Source organism: Sporolactobacillus laevolacticus DSM 442 (assembly GCF_000497245.1).
Taxonomy (GTDB): domain Bacteria; phylum Bacillota; class Bacilli; order Bacillales; family Sporolactobacillaceae; genus Sporolactobacillus; species Sporolactobacillus laevolacticus.
Genome location: NZ_AWTC01000014.1, coordinates 12,723 through 34,175 on the forward strand (window position 1 = coordinate 12,723; position 21,453 = coordinate 34,175).

Genomic DNA, 21,453 nt, shown 5'->3' on the forward strand with positions numbered 1-21,453 from the left:
CCTTTTGTTTCGTAGTGGGCCGAAATGGGTTTATTTAACGACAACAGCGAGGCCATCAGGAATAACTGTTACTTTGGCATCTTTACCCTCACGTTCATATGCGCGCTTTAGGGCCTCGTCAAATGTAGTCGCGATGTCCATATGCATTTTACGAACGATGTGTGGGTCGACAAGGTCAGATACGACGATAACATGGTGCTTGTCAAGAATTCGCGCAAGAATTTGTGATGTCCATTGGTCTGGAACGGTCTTCTGGCGCGCTGTATGTGTTGCTTTTTCTAAAAACTCAGCAGGTGATTCGGCATCGGCAAGATTTTTGTAAAAGCCTTCACCTCCGTGGCCGTCTGCACAACCGGCAACCATGATGATCACGCCGCCTTCTTTATTTGTCGCTTCAGCAGCCGTCATACCTTTAACCGCTTGGTAAATATTTTGGTCGAGCGGGTAACCGCCATTTGTTACAACAGCAATGTCGCAGGGCACTTTATTTACTTCCGCAAGTTTCTCAACAAAGCGGCAGCCGGTATTATGGGCTTTCTCAAGATCTCCTGCGAATGATCCAATAATGTGTTTTTCACCATCGAGCACGACATTAAGAATAAATTTCAGCCCTGCAGTTTTTGCTGCATACACCATGTCTTTATGAATCGGGTTATGATCCAGGTTTCCAGTGCGTGCTTTGTCAGAATTGATAAATTCACCGCAGTGATTTGCCATGATTGTTCTATAGGAAGCAACGCCTGGCAAAACAGATTTCCGCCCGCCTGAAAAACCCGCAAAGAAATGCGATTCGATAAAACCTTCTGAAATCAGAAGATCCGCTTCTGCAGCAACACGGTTAATGATGCACGGTCCTCCGGATGGCAGCGTACCGATTTTCACCATGGCAGAGTCATCAGTTGAGATATGCATGACAATCTGTTCATTGGCGACGATTTCTTCTCCGTATTTATCCACCAATTCTTCATGTGTGGAAGCACGGTGGAAACCAGTTGCCACCAGAATTTTAATGTCTGCATCAGGTGCTGCGGAACGAATCCGCCGAAGCAGGATCGGAGTCATGATTTTGGAAGGTACTGGTCTCGTGTGATCTGAGCTGATAATGACAATATTTTTCTTTCCTTTCGCCAATTCTTCTAACCTCGGCGTTCCAATCGGATGGTCCAGAGATTGCTCAACAAGTTCTTCTTGAGTCAAATCCGTTCGGAAATTCTCCGCTTTTGATGTCAGAACACCGATAAGATTCTTTTCATTGATCTCAGCAACAATCGTTTTCTTGTCGTATGGCAGTTTGATGCTTACCATAAATTTTCCCCCTCAGCTTGTGTGATTCACATGTTGTTCTCACCATGTGAGCCAGTATAGCAAAAGTGAAAAAATGATGGCGTAACGCAGGATGTTAACGATCGTTATTAACATTTGTTATTAACCAAAGATAATAACAAAGGATGTTAACCTAGGTTACTCAATTGTATAATGGATTGATATTTCAGAAAATAAATATTAGGGAAGAGCGAAATAAAGTAGAAGTGAAGGGGGCAGTTAATGAGATAGTTAACTTAACTGCGAATTGAGAAGGGGATTATTAATGAAATGATCATTTTAAAAATGATTAAGGCTTAAATTCTATATCCGTTAATTCATTAACCTCTTGAATGATAGCTTCAGTCATGAAATCTAACTCGAGAACTTTGCAGATTGATAATCCTTTTCTAATGAATTGAAGCCCTTCATCTGTCTTATTCATATTAATAAGAGCGATTCCTTTTCGTCCATAAACAAGTGCTACTCGATCGAATTGTCTGATGGCTTTACATTCTTCTAACGATTTTTCCACATAATCATAGGCTTCGTTATATTGCTTGTTTTTCATATATAGTATTGAAATGTTTAATAGATATGATGATCTAAGATCGACGTTTTTTATAATGTACGAAAATCGATCAATTTCTTGCAAAGCCCTTTTTGCAATAGAGATGGCTGTTTCAAGAGGAAAATAAAAGAAAATATTATTGATAAGTTTTAGCTCTAGGGAGTACCAATTGTCCAACTTAGATAGTCGATCCCATACTTTTTTTGCAAAAGGGAAAGCATAATCAAATGATTTTTTTGCATGAATGGATAGAAGTGCTTGGCAAACATAACTGATATCTTGAACAACATTATCGGCGTTGTTGATTAAATAATGCTCGCATTTATTATTCAGTGATTGAATTCTATGACTTTCAGTACTGTAAGATAGTTTGAAAAAGTCGTGTAAAATTTCGTCTTTACCATTAAGTGTATATAAATGTTGAATATAGGTTAATTCTTCATAGGAAATATCGAGCTTCTCTAATATATGCATGAATTTTCCCACTGTAGGCTGCATTTCACAAGCTTCAATTTTTGCATAGGTTGCTCGGGACATTTCGTTGCCGGCAACATATTTCTGTGTATAGCGTTTTGATTGGCGAACCTTCTTTAATACTTCCCCCAATTGATAGGCCATGAGAACATCCTCCTATTTATGTGAGTATATTATACATTTTACTATACGATTGTCGAATCATGCTACTATAAATACATCGAAGGAGGTGAAGGCCATGTTCAGTCCTGATATTGTTTGGTGTGTTGAGCCATGTAAGTGATTTCTGCTATTGTTGATGCTCCCCTTAACGATAGCATACAATTTCTTGGCTGCATGTGTGGCCTGCCAACTGTATTTTCTCCACGGAAAAGGTACATACGGGAGAGAAAATGGGTTGGTTAAGTTGAGAATCTACTATTAGGTGAATCTGGATCTGATAAGATTCTCAGCTCATTTTTTTCGAATGTATTTACATTATTTGTAAATTAAGATAAATAATGGCAATGTACGGCCGTTATTGTCTAGTTCAAATGATGGGCAATTGTAACAGATTAGATAACAGAAAATTGGGAAAAAGCCAAAAGGAGAGAAGTGCATGACTATTCAATCAACACTAAAGAAAGCGACAGTGTCAGTTGCTGCCGCAGCTATACTTCTAGGTGTAGGTGCAACACAAACGTATGCAAAACAGCAAACCAGCGATTATAACGATTATGGATTTACTCATATTACACGTTATGACATGCTGAAAGTTGCACAACAACAAGGAAGCAGCAGATATGAAGTTCCAGCATTTGATGCTTCAACAATTAAAAATATCGCATCAGCAAAAGGTTTTGATAAAGCAGGCAATCCGATTGATCTTGATGTTTGGGATAGCTGGCCTTTACAAAATGCTGATGGAACAACAGCTAATTACCATGGCTACCATATTGTGTTCGCACTTGCCGGAGATCCGAAAGATGGTAACGATACTACCATTTATCTTTTCTATCAAAAAATCGGTGATAACTCAATCGATAGCTGGAAAAATGCTGGACGAGTGTTTAAAGATAACGACCATAATATTCCTAATGACCCTTATCTAAAGCACCAAACGCAAGAATGGTCAGGATCAGCTACGCTGACAAAAGATGGTAAGGTTCGTTTGTTCTATACAGATTTTTCAGGAGCTCCTGAAGTTGGAGGAACGGGCGACAGCAATCAGGTACTCACGACAGCTCAAATTAATGTAAGCGAACCTGATCAGAGCACGTTAAAAATTGATGGCGTGGAAGACTATAAATCAATTTTTGATGGTGGAGACGGTACGATTTATCAAAACATTAAGCAATTCCATGACGAAGGTCTATTTGCTTCAGGTGACAATCACACATTAAGAGACCCTCACTATGTTGAAGATAATGGTCACAAATACCTTGTTTTCGAATCAAATACTGGGACAGAGACCGGTTATCAAGGTGACGATCAATTCTACAATCCGGCATATTACGGTGGAAGCTATGAGTTCTATAAAATTGAACAACAAAAACTTCTGAGCAGTCCTAAAAAAGACTTAGCATCTCTGGCGAATGGTTCACTTGGCATCATCGAATTAAACAATGACTTCACCTTAAAGAAAGTTTTACCGCCACTGATCGCATCAAACACGGTAACGGATGAAATTGAACGTGCGAACGTATTCAAACTCAACGGCAAATGGTACCTGTTCACAGATTCTAGAGGATCTAAAATGACTATTGACGGAATCAGTGATAAGGATATCTATATGCTTGGTTTCGTATCTGATTCATTAACTGGTCCATATAAGCCACTGAACAAGAGCGGACTCGTCCTACACTTAGATCTGAATCCTGCAGATTTGACCTTTACGTATTCTCATTTTGCAGTACCGCAGGAAAAAGGAAACAAGGTTGTCATCACGAGCTATATGACGAACCGCGGATTCTTCGCAGATCACAAGTCGACATTTGCGCCAAGCTTCTTGCTTAGCATCAATGGCTTAAACACAAAAGTTGTAAAAGACAGCAATCTTGAACAAGGACAATTAACAATCGATCGTTAAAGTTAACATGAAGTGCACCGTTCACAGTGAGATCCAACCTACTGAAGTTCGGTGCATTTTTACAAAAGTTTAAATTAAAAAGAAAGCCGCTGATTCTCATGCCCGAAAATCAGTGGCGGTCATCATGAAACTAAGCAAAAAGTCTTTAGTGATTAGTAATATAAGACTTTTTACTTAAAACTATAATATCAAAATTATACATGAAATTGAAACGGAAATGTAAAAAATGTAAAAAAAAACACAGGCGGGTGAATAGATTTGACAGTTATTAAACCTAGATTCAAAGTAATTACATCGATCATTGTTGCTTTGATTATTGCCTTAACCTCATCTATTTCAACAACATTTGCTGCGCAGCCGCATCCGGAGCGCCCATTGGACAAGAATAATCTGGAGAAGCTCACCGTTGATGACGCGAAAAGAATCAAGGACGGAGTAAAATTTGATCTCGGAAAGTACGATGGTTATATCCACTTTCTGTCTGAGGATATGATCAAAGTTTCAATTATTCCGGACGGATCCGCTGAAAAGGATTCATCAGCGATTGCCAAGAAAGATTGGGAGACACCGAGATTCAGCGCGAAAGAAAAACAGGATCACTACACATTAAAAACAAAAAAAATTACTGTTGAAGTTAATGAAAAAACTTTTGGCGTTAAAATTCTTGATAAACAAGGAAATGTAATCAATGAAGATGAAGCGTTGAACGGTTCATCTTCCGGATATGAAAATGGCAAGCCTTATGTGATTAAGAAAACGGATCCAAGTGAAAACTTTTATGGATTTGGCGAACAAACAGGCAGTCAATTAAACAAGCGTGGTAAGAGCTTAGCTAATTTTAACTCTGATTCTTACGGATACAATAACAGCACAAAGTATGTTTATACTGCGATCCCTTTCTTTATTGGCTTGAAAGCTGGTAACGCATATGGAATTCTCTTTGACAATTCATATCGTACCTACTATAACATGGCAAAAGATTCGGACGACTACTATTATTTCTATGCAGACGGTGGACCATTAACCTATTATTTCATGAATGGCCCGGATATTTCTCATGTCTTGGATCAATACACGGAACTCACAGGTAAAATCAAGCTGCCTCCGGAATGGGCACTCGGTCTTCAACAAAGTGCTTGGGCTTATACACCGGAACAAATTGAGAATATCGCTCAAACGTACCGTGATAAAAAGATTCCGCTCGATACAATGAACTTCGATATCGACTATATGAACGGGTACCGAGTATTCACCTGGAGCGACGCTTACAAAAAAGCTTTTGATACAATCAAGAGCATTCCGGGTATGCATGCGGTCACCATTAACGACCCAGGGGTTAAGAAGGACGATCAGTTCTCTGTTTTCAACGAAGGGATCGCTAAAGATTATTTCGTGAAAAAAGCGGATGGAACTCCTTATATCGGTCCGGTTTGGGCTGGCGATTCAGGGTTCCCAAATTTTGTGAACAGCCAAGTACGTAACTGGTGGTCTTCAAATATCGCGTCCACACTGTTAAATGCTGGTGTTGACGGAATTTGGAACGACATGAATGAACCTGCTGTATTTAATGATGATCAAGGCTTGTTCCATACGCTTCCATTAGACTCTTACGGAATCGATGATGAAGGTAATAAAGTACTTCATGAACAATTCCATAATGAATATGGTCACCTCGAAGATGAAGCGACTTATAATGCATGGGCAGCTGCTAATTCAAATAAACGGCCATTTGTTTTGACACGCGACATGTTCGCCGGTACTCAACGCTATGCAGCTGTATGGACCGGTGACAGCCTAAGTGATTGGGAACACCTACAAATGTCCATGCCTATGAATATGAACATTGGTTTGTCTGGACAGGCTTTTGTCGGTAATGATATCGGCGGATTCGGTAATCAAGCGACTCCAGAACTGTTTGCTCGCTGGATCGAACTAGGATCATTCCTGCCATTCTCTCGTATCCACTATGACCAATGGAGCGACCGTAATTATCATCAAGAACCTTGGTCCTTCGGATCTGATGTTGAGAAAATCAGCAAGAAATATATTGAATTGCGCTACCAGCTGCTTCCTTATCTGTATAACGCATTCAATGACGCATCGAAAACAGGCAAACCGGTTCAACAGCCACTCGTTTACCAGTTCCAGAAAGATCCGGGAACCTACAACATTGACGATGAATCTATGTTCGGCGACTCACTTCTTCTTGCACCAGTCGTAGAACAAGGTAAGACATCACGAAGTGTGTATCTGCCAAAGGGTGAAACATGGATCAATTATTGGGATCAGAAAGAATATCAAGGTGGACAAACCATCACGGTGGACGCACCACTTGATTCAATGCCAATTTTTGTGAAAAAAGACTCCATTATTCCAACTCGTGAAGTGCAGCAATACACACAACAAAACAAATTAACAAATCTTACTTTAGACACATACTTGGATCATCAAGCATCGTACAGCTTCTATGAAGATGACGGTAAAACGCTGGATCATGATAAAGGCCAATACAATATTACTGATTTCCAAGTCAAAAAAGACGGAAACGCGATTACTTTTGATGCAGATAAAAAAGTGAGCAACTATGATTCTGCTCTTCAATCCTACACATTGAAGATCCACGAAGCTAAGGATCCGAAACATGTAGTTGGCGGATTTCAGAAATATGATCGTGTGAGCAGCTTGAATGAGTTGGATAACCAGAAAAATGGTTACTATTTTGACTCAAATGCAAGCATTCTGTATGTGAAAGTGCCTGTAGATCATGCAAGTAAAGTAATCATTCACTAAGCAGCTTCGCATAGCAACAAGAAAAGAGTTCTGCATGGACGTGATCCATGACAGAACTCTTTTTTTCTTTATTTTGGATCATTTAATCTAGCTTTACAAAATCATTAGTGAACATTTTCCAAAAGTATTGTATAGTTTTGTTAGAGGTTCACCCGCACTTGCATTATAGTCACCACTTCGCAAACAAGGAGCCCCTACATGGAATTACATTATCAAGTCACAAAGGAAGACTTCATAGCCTTCAATCTGCAAGCATATCAGAACTCACAAACAGTGAGACGTTCGATTCTGATACAGCGCTTCCTAGCACTCATTTTCTTGCTCGTCCCTTTAGCTATTTCATTAATAACCGGTGAGTTTCTCCTGGATATGATTATTATCTTTTGTATCCTAGGTGTGCTTTGGTTTCTCTTTGCTCACAAGTTCTTTTATCGAAGTGTCAGACGCAACCTTTCCAAAATGATTGATGAACGAATGGGAAAGAAACTGCCGATCGATGAAACACTCATTTTGACTCAGAAAGGCATTATTAAACGAATGGGACCGGAAGAGGAGTATAAAACAACTTGGAATGGCATTGAAAAAATCGCAGAAACAGAGACTCACTTATTTCTTTATGTGAAAGCGATGGCTGCGATTATTGTGCCGAAAAGTGCAATTGGAAGTCAAGAAGCAACCATCAAATTAAAGCAAATCATTCCGGAATTTGTTCCGAAAGAATAAATAGGGTTAACGAAACATTCAGGCATTAATGCGTAAAATTTTTGCCTGTTTATCCACAAAGATTTTGGAATGATGGAATGAATCTCGAGGAGGAATTTTGTTGAAAAGAACTGGTGAAATTGCTTTAACAATCATTGGTGGATGTATTAATATCCTGGGTTTGCTTTTAGGTGTTCGTTTGAAAACTATTGACTATGCAGCTTTTAAATCACAATTACAAGCTGCTGGCGCAGAACAGAATTTAAGCAGTAAGGATATCAACCAGATCATCAACTATGCTCAGACGGCAGGAAGCGTCATCACCGTTTTCACGATCATCATTCTTGTGCTTACTGGAGTCGGTCTGTTTTTATTGTTGAGAACGAAAAGAGCTAAGACAGCTGGAACGCTTATTCTTATTGCTGGTGTACTGAGCCTTCCTGAGTTGCTTGTCCCAGGCATTTTACTGATTATCGCCGGAATCATGGCACTCGTAAGAAAACCGAAAGTTGAATTTACTGAGTAATTGCCCAAAGCCTCTCGCTCAAGGAGAGGTTTTTATTTTTATTCAAGTTACAAAATAAAATATATGTAACTTGAATATTGTATTGATTCATGAGAAGGTTTGGAAAAGTCGATATTCTCGTGAACAATGCCGGAATAATGATCACCAAACCGATTGCTGAAGTTACTGAAGAAGACTTTGAACGATTATTTGCGGTTAACGTCATATGAACAGAAAGGACCGGCATGATTCTGAAAGATGATCATGCCGGTCCTTTGTATTTAATGATTAAGCACACTGTCTTCAAGATAATCTTTCGTGTCCCCGTATTTCTTTATTATATGTTTTTCACCCCATAGACAAAGTGAAGAGAGGATTTCACTCAGTGTGTCTCCATATTCACTAAGCTCGTATTCAACTTTTGGAGGAACCTGATTATATACAATTCGATTGATGATTCCGTCATGTTCCAGTTCGCGCAATTGCTGGGTCAGCATCTTCTGTGTGATGTTCGGAATCAGTCTTTTTAATTCACCAGTTCTTTTTTTACCATGAATCAGGTGGCATAAGATCACAGGTTTCCATTTTCCTCCGATCACTTCAAGTGTTGCTTCGACTGAAATGTTATATTTTTTCATCATGCCGAATCTCCTTTAGGTACTTTTTGGTGCCTACAGCACTGAAAAGTGCGTACTTGTTGCGATGTCACGCACCATTCATAATAGCACGTGCAGGCAAATTTGAACATAACCTTATGAAAGGAGTCATACTATTGACATCAAAAAGAAGTTTGTTTTCATTAATATCATTGGCAATTAGTGCCTTTGCCATAGGAACGACTGAATTTATCAGCGTAGGCCTTCTACCGTTAATCATGAATGAGTTCCATGTCTCCTATTCACTGGCTGGATTGACGGTTACCTTATATGCGCTTGGTGTTACTATTGGGGCACCGGTTCTGACGTCTCTAACTGTAAAAATACCAAAAAAGGTATTGTTGATTTTAATCATGGTTGTTTTCATCATCGGTAATTCACTTGCGGTTGGTGCTGTAAGCATCACAATGCTTCTCATTGCAAGAATCATTTCCTCTTTCTCACATGGCGTGTTTATGTCGATTGGATCGATGATTGCCGCCGATGTTGTTGCACCGAATAAACGGGCAAGCGCGATTGCGATCATGTTTACAGGTGTCACATTGGCTACAGTAACGGGTGTCCCAATTGGAACATTCATCGGACAGACTTTTGGCTGGAGAGCAGCTTTTATCATTATTGTTGCGATCGGGCTTCTCGCGTTGATCGCAAATATTTTGCTTGTCCCGTCAAATCTGAAGAAATCCCCAAATATGAAATTCAGGGATCAGTTTAAATTGATCAAAACCGGACCTCTGTTACTCGTATTTGCGATCACAGCGCTTGGTTACGGAGGAACATTCGTTGTATTCACCTACCTATCACCTCTTTTGGAGAAGGTCACAGGATTCTCGCCAAGTTCAGTTGCTCTCATTCTATTTATTTATGGCGTTGCGATTGCGGTTGGAAATACTTTTGGCGGCAGAGTATCGAATAATAATCCGATGAAAGCTTTAATCTATATGTTTCTTTTTCAGTCGGCAGCGATCTTTCTTCTGTTGTTTACGGCTCCGTCGAAAATTTTAGGCGTTCTAACAGTTATGCTTATGGGCCTGTTCGCTTTTATGAATGTGCCCGGACTGCAACTTTACGCTGTTGTCCTGGCTGAACGGCTTGTTCCTGAAGGTGTGGACGTTGCTTCAGCGGTAAACATATCCGCTTTTAACGGTGGAATTGCACTTGGTTCCTTGATCGGCGGCCAGGTTGTCTCTCATCTTGGTTTGATCAACACAACGTGGATCGGTGCATTAATGGTTCTGGTCGCAGCCTTCATGAGTATGTGGAGTTACGCATTAGAAAGTAAATCCATGGCAAAGCAAGAAGCTTTACTGACTGATGGGAATGCGTAATGTATATCGATCTCTTTAAGAAACCCCGAACGAGGTATTTAGTCCTCTAATTCGGGGTTTTATTTGTTGAAATGGGCAAGGCTACGTAACTTTACGGCTGATTTTTTTATTTCTAAAATTATCTTCCAAACAACCATCCACCATTAACATTTAGAATTTCACCATTGATAAAGGATGCATCTGGCGAGGCTAAGTACCAAACGGCTGAAGCTATATCATCAGGCTTTCCAGCACGGCCAACAGGAATTTGTGTTACAGTACGATTTACTCGTTCGTCTGTTAATTGACCATTAAAAAAATTCGTTTCGGTAATGAGTCCAGGTGCAATAGCGTTTACTGTAATGCCGTCTATGCTTAACTCACGTGCGGATGCAAAGGTAAGTCCATGCAGACCTGACTTTGATGCTGCGTAAGCGAGTCCTCCTGCGCTGCTTCCTCCGGTGAATGCACCGATTGAACTGATATTAATAATTCGACCACTCGGACGTTTTAAAAATGGAGCAACAGCCATGGTCATTAAAAATGCTCCTTTTAAGTTGGCGTCGTTCACTTCGTTCCACACAGATTCTGCTTCGAGTAAAGGCGTTTGAGTTGTTATTGCTTTACCGGATCCCGCATTATTAACAAGAATATCAATTGATCCAGTACGTTCAACAACTGAATTAATAGCCAGTTCAACATCAGGCCGATTACCGACATCTGCCTGTATCCAATGAACATTATTTTCTAATCTGAACGCTGCTTCCTTCAGTGCAATTTGTTTTCTTCCTAATATTGTTACATCTACTTGATTTTCAACCATCTTTTTTGCTATTGCATAACCAATTCCGCTACTGCCTCCTGTGATGATAGCCACACGCTTCTTTTTCATAATTTAACCACCTCGTAATGTGATAATTATTGACTTTAATTGTATGATTAAGTGATAAATAAGTGAAATATATATGTTTTATTATATTAATAAGTTATTTGTATTAAAGGAGTGTGAAAAATGGAACTGAGACAAGTCAGGTATTTTGTTGCTGTAGCTGAAGAGTGTCATTTTGGGCGTGCTGCTCTGAGAATGGGCATTGCCCAGCCGGCACTCAGTCAACAAATTAAGCAACTCGAACAAGAATAGGTGGAGAACTTTTCACTCGAACGAAGCGCCACGTTTCAATCACTGATGCTGGAAAAGTTTTTTTTACTGAGGCGAAGCTACTTTTAGCACAAGCTGATCATGCGAAAAAAGCAGTAGAAAATGCGTTTTCAGGAACTGTTGGAGAATTGGTACTTGGGTTTGTTGAATCTGCAACATGGGCTATTCTTCCGCGAACACTAGCGATCTACCGTAAGCTATATCCTGATGTTAAAATTTCGTTACAGCCACTTCATACAGTAAACCAAATCAATGCTATTCGGGATGGAAAAATTGATATTGGGATATTAGGAAAACCTGTAGATGACTCAGCATTGTCTGTTTATACCTTAAGAAAAGAATGCTATCTGGTCGCTTTACCGGGAGACCATCCTTTGGTTTCGAAAGTCAAAATTCATATAAAGGATCTTGCTCAGGAATCATTTGTGACAACGCTTAGAGCAGTTGGCGCTCCTTATTATGATTCGATGATTAAGGTTTGTATGGATGAAAATTTCAGCCCATCAATCATTCAAACAGCTACAGATATGCAAACTGTTTTAGCACTTGTTTCCTCAGGTATGGGCATCGCGTTGATCAATGAATCAGCAAGACACATACGAGATGATGTGGTGTACAAACCCTTATTTGGGGCGAATCAAATAGCCTACCAGATGTCTTTTGCATGGCGAACAGGGAATGAGTCTCATGTTATCAAAAACTTTTTGAACGTTATTCAACGACTTTATTTAAGATCGATTTGATCCCATGTACTGATCAGTTTCTATTCGTTTATCAAAAACTTTTTCATGCTTGACAAAGGATGGGATCCATTATAAAATTATCTCGAATTCGAGATATTATTTTCAAAAATGAGGTGGTGGTAAAAATGACTTATCGTTACATTTTTAAGGAAGGTAAATCCTTGAACGAGCCCGTATTTGTATTGCTGCATGGTACTGGGGGGGATGAATACTCTTTGCTGCCGCTTATGGAGATGATCGCTCCTGATTCTGCTGTCCTTAGCCTACGCGGTAATCGAATTGAAAACGGCATGAATCGTTTTTTTAATCGCTATCCAGATGGCCGAATTGATGTGGCGGATATGATTGAAGAAACGGAAACCTTGCATCAATTCTTAAATGATTTTGGCAAAGACCATGGATTCAATGAGCGAACAATTATTGCATTGGGCTACTCGAATGGTGCCAATATGATCATTAGCCATTTTTATCATTCGAACCCCGTATTCAATGGTGCTCTTTTATTCCATGGAATGGATTATCGCTCAACTGATCAATTACCGGACTTAAAAGGCGTGTCTATTTTTGCAGCCGCCGGTTTAAACGACCCGTTGGTTTCACAGCAAGCAACTAGAGAGATGATCGCAAAATTTCAAGCGAGTGGTGCAGACGTTCAGGATTACTGGTCAACTTCCGGTCATCAATTGACAGAAGATGAAATCTTAGCAGCACAAAAATGGGTCAAATCTATTGATGACGGACAAAATCAAATGAAAAATCTGTTAAAAGAAATCAATCGTTTAGCTCGTTTGTCAAGAGAAAGGGTGCTGACACAAAAAGAACTTGATATGCAGCGTGAATTACGAGAACAATATCTGAGCATCTTTCGTGGCAGTCTCAAACACCATTTATTGAATATGAAATTAATTGACGAAAAAGGTAATGACGTGACGCCACATAAAGTTAAAGTGATCCAGAGCAATTTGGATAAAGAAAAGGATGAGCAATTGGTTAGTAAGTTATTAAATAAGATGAAGGAGGTTGAACCGATGAACGAGTTGTTAGGAATTCATCACGTTTCAATGGTCACCAGTGACGCCAAGAAGAATGTTGCATTTTATACAAAAGTATTGGGTATGAGGATGGTTAAAAAAACAGTTAATCAGGATGATGTGTCTGTTTATCATTTGTTCTACGCTGATCAAAAAGGAAGTCCAGGAACAGATCTGACTTTCTTTGAGTTTCCAGGTACAATGGCAACGAAAAAAGGAACAAACTCCATTTCACGTGTCTCTCTGCGTGTACCAAGTGATCGGTCACTAGATTTCTGGATCAATCGTTTTGATGAGCTGGGTGTGACCCATGATGAAATAGGTACATTGTTCGGGCATAAAGTGCTTGAATTTGAAGATTTCGATGGAACACCGATGCGTTTGGTTTCGGATGAAAAAAACAAGGGTGTATCAGGCGGAACCCCTTGGGAAAAAGGACCGATTCCGATCGAACACGCCATCTATGGATTAGGTCCGGTTACGCTCACCGTATCACGACTTGCGTTAATTCGTACCTTTTTGAATAATGTCCTTCATTTCAGAGAAGTCGCTCAAGAGGGAGATCTTATTCTGTTTGAAGTAGGGGAAGGAGGACACGGTGCACAAGTGATTGTTCAGGAAGATGCGTCTCATTCACCAGAAAGACCAGGCTACGGTAGTGTGCATCATGTTGCTTTTCGGGTGGCGGATCGTGAAGCCCTTAATGAATGGATTAATATTATGAATCAAACGGGGCTGCCGAACTCTGGTTTTGTTGATCGTTTCTATTTCCAATCTCTTTACGTTCGTGAGTATAACCACATCCTGTTTGAACTTGCAACGGATGGCCCAGGCTTTGCAACCGATGAAGATGAGGATGTACTCGGACAAAGATTGTCTCTGCCGCCATTTCTGGAAGGAAAACGTGCGTTTATAGAGGAACAGCTAGAACCGTTAGATCTTTAAATGGAAGGCTATGTTCAAATATAACGTTGTTTTTTTATCATAATGCCGCCTGAATGTGAGACGCCTGTGGATCGTTCCTGTGGATCGCGATCCAGGCAAACCCCGCAGATAAATGTCATATCCGAGGAGGCTCCCGGATCGCCGGCGGTAAGCGAGCACGTGCAGTGACGGCTAATAAGCGGTAAAAAAATCAACATCAAACGTTAACAAAACCAAACTGGAAAAATAAGTTCTTTGATCACTTGACAACATTAAATAGTCGTTTTATAATTATCTCGAATTCGAAGTAAATGGATGAAGGGTGAACCATCATGACGCTGAAACCGCAGGAAAGCATGACTGATGAAAAGGATATTTCTTTGAAACTGCTCGTTGTGCTGACACGTGCTGCCCAGTCAATTCGTAAAGGAATTGAAGAGGATATCAGACATTACGGATTGAATCAAACGGAATTCGGCGTTCTTGAACTGCTCTACCATAAAGGAGATCAGCCGATTCAGAAAATTGGCGGGAAGATTTTAATCGCGAGCAGCAGCACAACTTATGTGATTGATCAGCTAGAAAAGAAAAAACTGCTTAAACGAAAACCTTGTCCCAGTGATCGCCGTGTAACCTATGCATCGCTGACCAAAGAAGGTCAGGAGTTGATGGATAAAATCTTTCCCGACCATAAGGAAGCTGTAAACACGCTTCTTGGCGGACTGACTGCTGCAGAGAAGCTAGAGTTGATTGGGCAACTAAAAAAGTTAGGTTTGTTCGCTGCTTCATTAAGCGATCGATAAATGTTTAGTGATTTTGTTAAATTGGTTATTTAATGTCATATATCTCGAATTAATAATATATGAATTAAAAATAATATTTATGAGGTGATTGAAATGATGGGTTTAGGTTTATTAATTATTCGTATTGTATTGGGAGTAACTTTTTCCGGGCATGGTACGCAAAAGTTATTCGGCTGGTTTGGCGGACATGGCATTAAAGGAACCGGTGGCTTCTTTGATTCCATAGGTATTAAACCGGGAATTGCCATGGCGACTATGGCCGGGCTATCAGAACTGGTTGGCGGGGCTCTGTTCGCAATTGGGCTGTTAACACCGCTTGCCGCTCTTTTGATCACGGGCACAATGGTTATTGCCATTGCGACGGTTCATGGGAAGAATGGGTATTGGGTAACTGAGAACGGGTTTGAATACAACTTGCTGATCATTGCTGTTGTTGTTGGTGTGGCTTTCATAGGTGCCGGCCAATACTCACTAGATGCCTTAATATTTTAAGAAATCGTATGAATAGAAAAAAGCCTTTCTTGCTCAAATGTACAATGAGCGAGAAAGGCTTTTTTGTGTTTTGAGAGGTATTGAACAAAATGGAATTCAGATACAAATGAAAATCGTGAGCATTATTAGACTGGATTTTATTAAAGCACAAATTTTTCGACAGCAAAAGCGACACCATCTTCTGTATTGGTTCGCGTCACAAATTGCGCAACTTTCTTTAATGGCTCAATCGCATTGCCCATGGCCACACCGAGTCCGGCATATTCAATCATTGCCAGATCATTTTCCTCATCACCAAGTGTCATCATTTCTTCTGGTGCGATACCGAGATAGCTGCCAAGAGCTTGGAGACCTTTGCCCTTATCTACTTCTTTGTTAAGGATTTCAAGCAAGGATGGTCTTGATTTCATAATTGTATAATTTTCAAAATAAGTATTGGGTATTCTTTCGATTGCCGGATCAAGAGTCGTTTGGTCCGTGCAGAATATTGCCTTATTTGCTTTAAAAGGATCCGGTATTTGATCTATATCAATGTCGACGAAAGGAAGCGCCTTCATGATGTTGCTGTATAAAGAAGGCTTATCCGCCGGATAAGGAGGACAATAAACCTGTTTCAAATCGATAAAATTCATTGGAACACCAAGATTTTGACTAAGTTCATAAATAGAAAGAACCTGATCTCTATTAAGTACCTTTTCTGAAATCACTTCTCCTGTATCTGTTTTTTGCACGAGTCCGCCGTTATAAGTAATCGCAAAATCCCCATTTTCCGTTAACCCCAGTAGATCTAAATAACTTTTAATGCCAAGAAGCGGCCTTCCGGAGCAAAGCACGACTTTAACACCTTGTTTTTTTGCTTTTTTCAGTACGTCTTGCGTTTGATCTGAGATTTGTTTCTCATCATTCAGCAGCGTTCCATCAAGATCAATGGCAATCAGTTTTATCATTTTCTTCCCTCCCCAATCACTTCTTTTCTCAGTATACAGCGATCTCACTAAGAAAAAAATAAATAACCTAAGCTATACGAATGACAATGCTTGTCATAAGGGTTTTCATGATAAACTAAGCAGGCATGCAATAATAAGATTGTAGTGGTTTGCGGAAGTTTATAACAGGTGAGGAAAGGAGCAATCATCGATGGCGGAATTTATCGAAAAATGGAATGACAAAGATTCGGTCAACTTTATTCGCAAAGGTTTGATCAAGTATAATGCGAGCTGCTTGCCGGATGAGATTAAATCGCCGCTAGATCAGTTCAGTCTGCTAATCAGGGACACGGAAGGCTACCCGTTCGGCGGTGTTACGGGCACCATTTTTTGGCAGCATCTCCATATTGATTTTTTATGGGTCGATATCGAGTATAGAGGCAAAGGTTATGGCAGCCAGCTCCTTAAAAAAGCGGAACGTGTAGCCAAAGACAAACATTGCAGAATCATTTTGCTGGATACATTCAGCTTCCAGGCACCTGACTTCTACAAGAAACACGGTTATGTTGAATACGGAATAATTCAAGACCATCCTAAAGGATTCAGTCAACACTTTTTTCAAAAGCGCCTTTGAACTATAAGGGTAAATGAAAGCGGCTGATTCCGTGTCAAGGAACCAGCCGCTTTCTTTGAAGATAAGAATAGGACAGTAAGCTTAGAATGGGATTACAATTTTCAAGAAACAAATATATCCGGTGAGACTTCCAAGCAGCATACCTGCAAGTACATCTGATGGGTAGTGCAGTCCAAGAAAAATCCTTGAGATGGCAACGCTAAAACCTACCGGAAGCAAGATGATGCTGAGTGACGGATGAAACAGAATAAGCGGTATTATAACAGAAAAAATGGCTGTAGTATGTCCTGATGGAAAAGAATGGTCCCGCAGCGCGTTAATTGGAAAATTTGTTCCGTCAAGAATTAGATATGGTCTTTTTCGCGGAAAGCACTTTTTAAATATCTGAACGACCAGATGGCTTGCGGTTAATGATACGGCGCAAGCAACGGCGGTCAACCGCAATTGTCCTCGTGCGAAGACCAGCAAGAATAACACGAGAAGGATCTCTAAAATGGCACCTCCGATATTCGTGATGGTGCGGAAATAGGCGTTCCATATTTTTCTCTCAAAATGCTGATTAATCTTTTTGAAGATCCGGCATTCCATCTCGTATAATGCATGAATGGACAGCAATGCTTTTCACCTCCCCAATGGTTCACAAGCGCTGTAAGAAATGAAGTTCTTACTCATTCATGAGTTCTGAATGGCAAATCATTCGTTGCGAACGTTCATTTTTTGATCCAATGCGCGTGTTCAATTCAATTATATAGTAAACAATGGCTATTGAGAAAACATAAACATAAGCTAAAGATATTGTTAATCGATAATTAATTGTCAGCTCTTCATGTTTTGACGACACATACATTATTATATACAAACATTCTCTATATATTTGAAATGAGTTACAGTTTACAAGATTGTTTGGCAATAGTATACTCGATTCAATGTATGCGGGTGATTTACATAACGGACATATTGGAGGAACTAGGACAATGGAATCCAGGTTTGACGTGAGAAACGATCGAGATCTCACGATGCTGGTTGATTTTTATGAACTCACTATGGGCAATAGTTATCTTGCAGAAGGAGTGGGCGACCAGATTGTTTATTTTGATATGTATTTTCGCAGGGTTCCCGATGGTGGCGGGTACTGCATCATGTCAGGTGTGGAGCAGCTGATTGAATACCTCGAAAATCTAAGGTTTACAGTGGATGATATCAACTATCTGCGTTCTACAAAAGCTTTCTCTGAGAAGTTTTTGGACTATCTCTCCACATTTGAATTTTCTTGCGATGTTTGGGCAATTCCGGAAGGGTATCCGGTGTTTCCAAATGAACCACTAGTGACCGTGAGAGGTCCGGCGATTCAGGCTCAGCTTCTTGAGACGATGATTCTCGTTACAATCAATCATCAGACGCTGATCGCAACGAAAGCAAACCGTATCTGCCGTGTCGCCGGTCATCGTCCTGTTATGGAATTTGGGTCGAGACGTGCACAGGGTTATGACGGTGCCATTTATGGAGCCCGTGCCGCAGTAATTGGCGGCTGTGCGGCGACGGCGAATACACTCGCGGGCATGATGTTCGACATTCCGGTCTCAGGAACAATGGCACATAGCTGGGTTCAGCTGTTTGACAGTGAACTCGAAGCGTTTCGTGCGTGGGCAAACGCTTATCCGGATCAATGCCTTGTTTTGATTGACACTTTTAATGTATTGAAATCAGGTCTTCCCAATGCCATTCAAGTATTTAAGGAATTACGCGCAAAGGGCCATGAACCGCTAGGCATCCGTATTGACTCCGGGGACATTACTTATCTGACGAGAAAAGTTAGAAAAGCATTGGATGATGCGGGTTTTCCGAAAGCTGTGATTGTCATCTCCAACTCACTTGATGAGCACATCATTAAAGATGTGCTTGCTGAAGGTGCGCAAATAGATTCATTTGGTGTAGGCGAGCGTCTGATTACAGCACGTTCTGAACCTGTGTTCGGCGGTGTCTATAAATTGGTTGCCGTTGAAAAGGACGGCGAGATTGTTCCGCGAATCAAGATCAGTGAAAATGAAGAAAAGATCACAAATCCTGGATTTAAGAAGATCTACAGGATCTATGATCAAGATGCGGATAAAGCGATTGCCGATCTAATCTGTGACAATGATGAAGTAATCGATGAAAGCAAGCCGCTGACCTTGTTTGATCCGGTTTCTACCTGGAAAAAGAAACGATTAATTCGTTACAAAGCGGAATTGCTGAGAAAACAAATTTTTGATCATGGGAAATTATGTTATCAGAGTCCTTCGGTTACTGAAATCCGTCAATTTGCGCAGGAGCAAGTGCAGCGTCAGTGGGCTGAAGTGCTGCGCTTCGAAAATCCGCATAATTATTTTGTGGATCTTTCGAGAAAGGTTTGGAACGCCAAACATAATCTCTTGAACAGTTACTCAGAAGAGTTCAGTGGAAAATAAGCAATAATTAAGAAGAAGCTGGAGAAGTGACGGTTAAGTCGATTCTCCAGCTTCTTTTATTTTGCATGAATTATAATTGGAATGTCTCTTTTATTTTTTGTGCAACTTGTTTCGCACTAACATGGGTATTGTCGATCCTTAGATAATGAGGTTCGGTAATTTCACCATCGATTGAATTTAATCGATCATTCTCCATTGTCTCCAGCAAGTTTAGTTCGGAGTATTCAATATTACGTTTAGTAGGTTTTTCCTTTAAACGGTTTGGCGTTCTATTACGTTTCAGTCGTTCATCTACATTCGCTTCCAATTCAACGAAAAAAATCTCTCCTCCCGCTGAACGGAAAATCTGGCAAACTTTTTCGACAAACGCACGATCCTCAGGACGATTAAATGCCCAAACGGTCGTGAAAATAATCCCGTCCAGATCACTTTTCGCGACGACTTAAAAACTTCTTCCCGAAACAAATGACATAAACGCCACATTTCCGGACTAAATCCAAATAAAGGAACAAGTAATTCAATGGTCATATGATTATGGAATAGCTTTAGATCTGTTATTTTTGCTAGTTCCTGACCAACCGTCATTTTACCAACAGCTTGCGGTCCAAATAACAGTACAAATTTCATGACTCTGCCTCCAGACGATCAATAGGTTTCTGGATTCCCCTAATTGAGCGATAAAAACAATAGATACCTGATATACCCAAGATGAGATACAGTGCTGCCATACCGAAAGACGGAAGAAATGCGCCGATGATGACGCCGAGAGAACCCATGATCTTAGCACCTTGAAACACCAATCCATAAACAGCCATATATGAGCCGCGGACACTCTCTTGAGCCATAGAGGCCATCATTGTTTGGCAGATTGGCACATACATCAATTCACCTAGTGATGACACAATGATCATGAAAAACAACAAATACCATAAATTACTGAACCCTAATGTCACATAACCGGAAATATAGAGAATGAGACCGATAAACAAAACATGGTTTGGCTGATAGCGTTTCATCCATTGATTTACCAACAATGTAAAAAAGACAATAAGCACTGTGTTTTCTACACGTAACCAGCTGAGCAGCTTAAGTCCATCTACAGAATAGCCTAAAATCAGCGAATGAAAGTCGCGGGCAAGCCGGATAGCGATATAATTGTTCATTTGAAATTCCAATGAGACAATCAGCAAATGTGCCAGGCAAAAGATAAGGAAACGATGGTCAGTGATGACGATTTGATAACTTTTGCCCATGTCCCGAATGAGCTGCAATGCAGTTGTTGTTTTCGTCCGACTTGTTTGCTCGTGCCGGCTTTCTTTCATGAAAAAGGCAAGCAACATAAAGATAAATACGGAGGTCAAAGCAAGAATGACAAACAGTGCGAAACGATGACTGTTAAAGTAAAGACCCCCAATGATGCTTCCTGCCGCGATCGATAAATTAACCGACCAGTAATTAACGCTGTACATAAATTGCCGGTTTTCTTTTGTGCTCACATCAATCAGCATGGCTTCAGCAGCAGGGTTCATTAATCCGCTGCTGATACTTTGCATAACCATCATGGCAAAAGTCGTAACAGAAGAGATGAACCACGGCGAATTAGCTGTTGCCATTATCGAAAAGGCAATAATTTGGATGTCCTGAGCGAGAATCATGACTCTTTTTCGGCCAAAGCGGTCAGAGACATAGCCTCCAAAAAAACTCGTTATCAATGAGACGATAACATTGATTAAAAGTAGAAAACCTGCTGTTGCCGTCCCGAACTCCTTCGCAAAATAGATCGCCATGAATGGAAAAACCATGTTTCCCACAAATCGTGAAATGAAGGATGTCAGAAGGCGGATTTTTATGTTAGGGTGCAGTGCCATAAACGTATTCATAGGTTTGCTCTCCAATCTAAACTAAAAAGCTGTAAACCT

At 40.3% G+C, this 21,453-nt stretch carries 19 protein-coding genes and 3 pseudogenes; 14 read left to right on the forward strand and 8 right to left on the reverse strand.

Features of this window, described 5'->3' with window-relative positions:
• Positions 1-30 precede the first annotated feature (30 nt).
• Both larA and P343_RS32070 read right to left on the reverse strand, forming a co-directional pair.
• Complete coding sequence (gene larA / locus P343_RS32065; RefSeq protein WP_023510983.1) at positions 31-1,305, reverse strand: nickel-dependent lactate racemase; 1,275 nt, start codon at positions 1,303-1,305, stop codon at positions 31-33.
• A 307-nt stretch (positions 1,306-1,612) separates the two neighbouring features.
• Entirely contained in the window at positions 1,613-2,491 is an 879-nt protein-coding gene (locus P343_RS32070; RefSeq protein WP_023510984.1) for a helix-turn-helix domain-containing protein, read from the reverse strand.
• A 454-nt stretch (positions 2,492-2,945) separates the two neighbouring features.
• Here P343_RS32070 and P343_RS32075 point away from each other — a divergent pair, with 454 nt between their 5' ends.
• From P343_RS32075 to P343_RS36820, 5 genes and pseudogenes are all read left to right on the forward strand, one after another.
• Entirely contained in the window at positions 2,946-4,415 is a 1,470-nt protein-coding gene (locus tag P343_RS32075; RefSeq protein WP_023510985.1) for a glycoside hydrolase family 68 protein, read from the forward strand.
• Between the two features lie 258 nt (positions 4,416-4,673).
• Complete coding sequence (locus tag P343_RS32080; RefSeq protein ID WP_023510986.1) at positions 4,674-7,205, forward strand: glycoside hydrolase family 31 protein; 2,532 nt, start codon at positions 4,674-4,676, stop codon at positions 7,203-7,205.
• 198 nt (positions 7,206-7,403) lie between these two features.
• Complete coding sequence (locus P343_RS32085; RefSeq protein ID WP_023510987.1) at positions 7,404-7,928, forward strand: YcxB family protein; 525 nt, start codon at positions 7,404-7,406, stop codon at positions 7,926-7,928.
• A gap of 100 nt (positions 7,929-8,028) precedes the next feature.
• Complete coding sequence (locus P343_RS32090; RefSeq protein ID WP_023510988.1) at positions 8,029-8,433, forward strand: DUF4064 domain-containing protein; 405 nt, start codon at positions 8,029-8,031, stop codon at positions 8,431-8,433.
• A 98-nt stretch (positions 8,434-8,531) separates the two neighbouring features.
• Positions 8,532-8,636: pseudogene (locus P343_RS36820) on the forward strand (SDR family NAD(P)-dependent oxidoreductase); the annotation flags it as partial.
• A 57-nt stretch (positions 8,637-8,693) separates the two neighbouring features.
• On the opposite strand, the gene P343_RS32095 reads toward P343_RS36820, so the two are convergent.
• Positions 8,694-9,053, reverse strand: a complete 360-nt coding sequence (locus P343_RS32095) for a winged helix-turn-helix transcriptional regulator (RefSeq protein WP_023510989.1) — start codon at positions 9,051-9,053, stop codon at positions 8,694-8,696.
• A 113-nt stretch (positions 9,054-9,166) separates the two neighbouring features.
• Between P343_RS32095 and P343_RS32100 the strand changes: the two genes are divergently transcribed.
• Complete coding sequence (locus P343_RS32100) at positions 9,167-10,396, forward strand: MFS transporter (RefSeq protein ID WP_031264130.1); 1,230 nt, start codon at positions 9,167-9,169, stop codon at positions 10,394-10,396.
• Positions 10,397-10,514: 118 nt separating this feature from the next.
• On the opposite strand, the gene P343_RS32105 is transcribed toward P343_RS32100, so the two are convergent.
• Positions 10,515-11,267 carry an SDR family NAD(P)-dependent oxidoreductase gene (locus tag P343_RS32105; protein WP_023510991.1) on the reverse strand — a complete coding sequence of 251 codons (753 nt, stop codon included), beginning with the start codon at positions 11,265-11,267 and terminating at the stop codon, positions 10,515-10,517.
• 120 nt (positions 11,268-11,387) lie between these two features.
• On the opposite strand from P343_RS32105, the gene P343_RS36825 reads away from it, so the two are divergent.
• From P343_RS36825 to P343_RS32120, 6 genes and pseudogenes are all read left to right on the forward strand, one after another.
• On the forward strand, positions 11,388-11,516 hold the full coding sequence (locus tag P343_RS36825) for a LysR family transcriptional regulator (RefSeq protein ID WP_084297827.1): 129 nt from the start codon (positions 11,388-11,390) through the stop codon (positions 11,514-11,516).
• A gap of 146 nt (positions 11,517-11,662) precedes the next feature.
• On the forward strand, positions 11,663-12,277 hold the full coding sequence (locus P343_RS32110; protein ID WP_051384777.1) for a LysR family substrate-binding domain-containing protein: 615 nt from the start codon (positions 11,663-11,665) through the stop codon (positions 12,275-12,277).
• 341 nt (positions 12,278-12,618) lie between these two features.
• Positions 12,619-13,212, forward strand: a pseudogene (locus P343_RS37510) (DUF896 domain-containing protein); the annotation flags it as partial.
• A gap of 93 nt (positions 13,213-13,305) precedes the next feature.
• Positions 13,306-14,253 carry a ring-cleaving dioxygenase gene (locus P343_RS37515; RefSeq protein ID WP_031264131.1) on the forward strand — a complete coding sequence of 316 codons (948 nt, stop codon included), beginning with the start codon at positions 13,306-13,308 and terminating at the stop codon, positions 14,251-14,253.
• A 335-nt stretch (positions 14,254-14,588) separates the two neighbouring features.
• On the forward strand, positions 14,589-15,035 hold the full coding sequence (locus P343_RS32115) for a MarR family winged helix-turn-helix transcriptional regulator (RefSeq protein WP_031264132.1): 447 nt from the start codon (positions 14,589-14,591) through the stop codon (positions 15,033-15,035).
• A gap of 93 nt (positions 15,036-15,128) precedes the next feature.
• Complete coding sequence (locus P343_RS32120; protein WP_031264133.1) at positions 15,129-15,527, forward strand: DoxX family protein; 399 nt, start codon at positions 15,129-15,131, stop codon at positions 15,525-15,527.
• Between the two features lie 140 nt (positions 15,528-15,667).
• Here P343_RS32120 and yidA read toward each other — a convergent pair whose 3' ends face one another.
• Positions 15,668-16,474: a sugar-phosphatase gene (gene yidA / locus P343_RS32125; protein WP_023510996.1), complete on the reverse strand. Its 807-nt coding sequence runs from the start codon at positions 16,472-16,474 to the stop codon at positions 15,668-15,670.
• Between the two features lie 190 nt (positions 16,475-16,664).
• Here yidA and P343_RS32130 point away from each other — a divergent pair, with 190 nt between their 5' ends.
• Entirely contained in the window at positions 16,665-17,087 is a 423-nt protein-coding gene (locus P343_RS32130) for a GNAT family N-acetyltransferase (protein ID WP_023510997.1), read from the forward strand.
• An 81-nt stretch (positions 17,088-17,168) separates the two neighbouring features.
• On the opposite strand, the gene P343_RS32135 is transcribed toward P343_RS32130, so the two are convergent.
• Complete coding sequence (locus P343_RS32135; RefSeq protein ID WP_031264135.1) at positions 17,169-17,699, reverse strand: phosphatase PAP2 family protein; 531 nt, start codon at positions 17,697-17,699, stop codon at positions 17,169-17,171.
• 362 nt (positions 17,700-18,061) lie between these two features.
• On the opposite strand from P343_RS32135, the gene P343_RS32140 reads away from it, so the two are divergent.
• The gene (locus tag P343_RS32140; protein WP_023510999.1) at positions 18,062-19,534 is read left to right on the forward strand and encodes a nicotinate phosphoribosyltransferase; all 1,473 of its coding nucleotides are present in this window, start codon (positions 18,062-18,064) and stop codon (positions 19,532-19,534) included.
• A gap of 70 nt (positions 19,535-19,604) precedes the next feature.
• Here the strand turns inward: P343_RS32140 and P343_RS32145 are convergent.
• Both P343_RS32145 and P343_RS32150 read right to left on the reverse strand, forming a co-directional pair.
• Positions 19,605-20,161: pseudogene (locus P343_RS32145) on the reverse strand (DEAD/DEAH box helicase family protein).
• A complete protein-coding gene (locus P343_RS32150) occupies positions 20,158-21,414 on the reverse strand; it encodes an MDR family MFS transporter (RefSeq protein WP_023511000.1) in 1,257 nt (418 codons plus the stop codon). The pseudogene P343_RS32145 and the gene P343_RS32150 overlap by 4 nt, the downstream one beginning before the upstream one ends.
• Between the last annotated feature and the right edge of the window lie 39 nt (positions 21,415-21,453).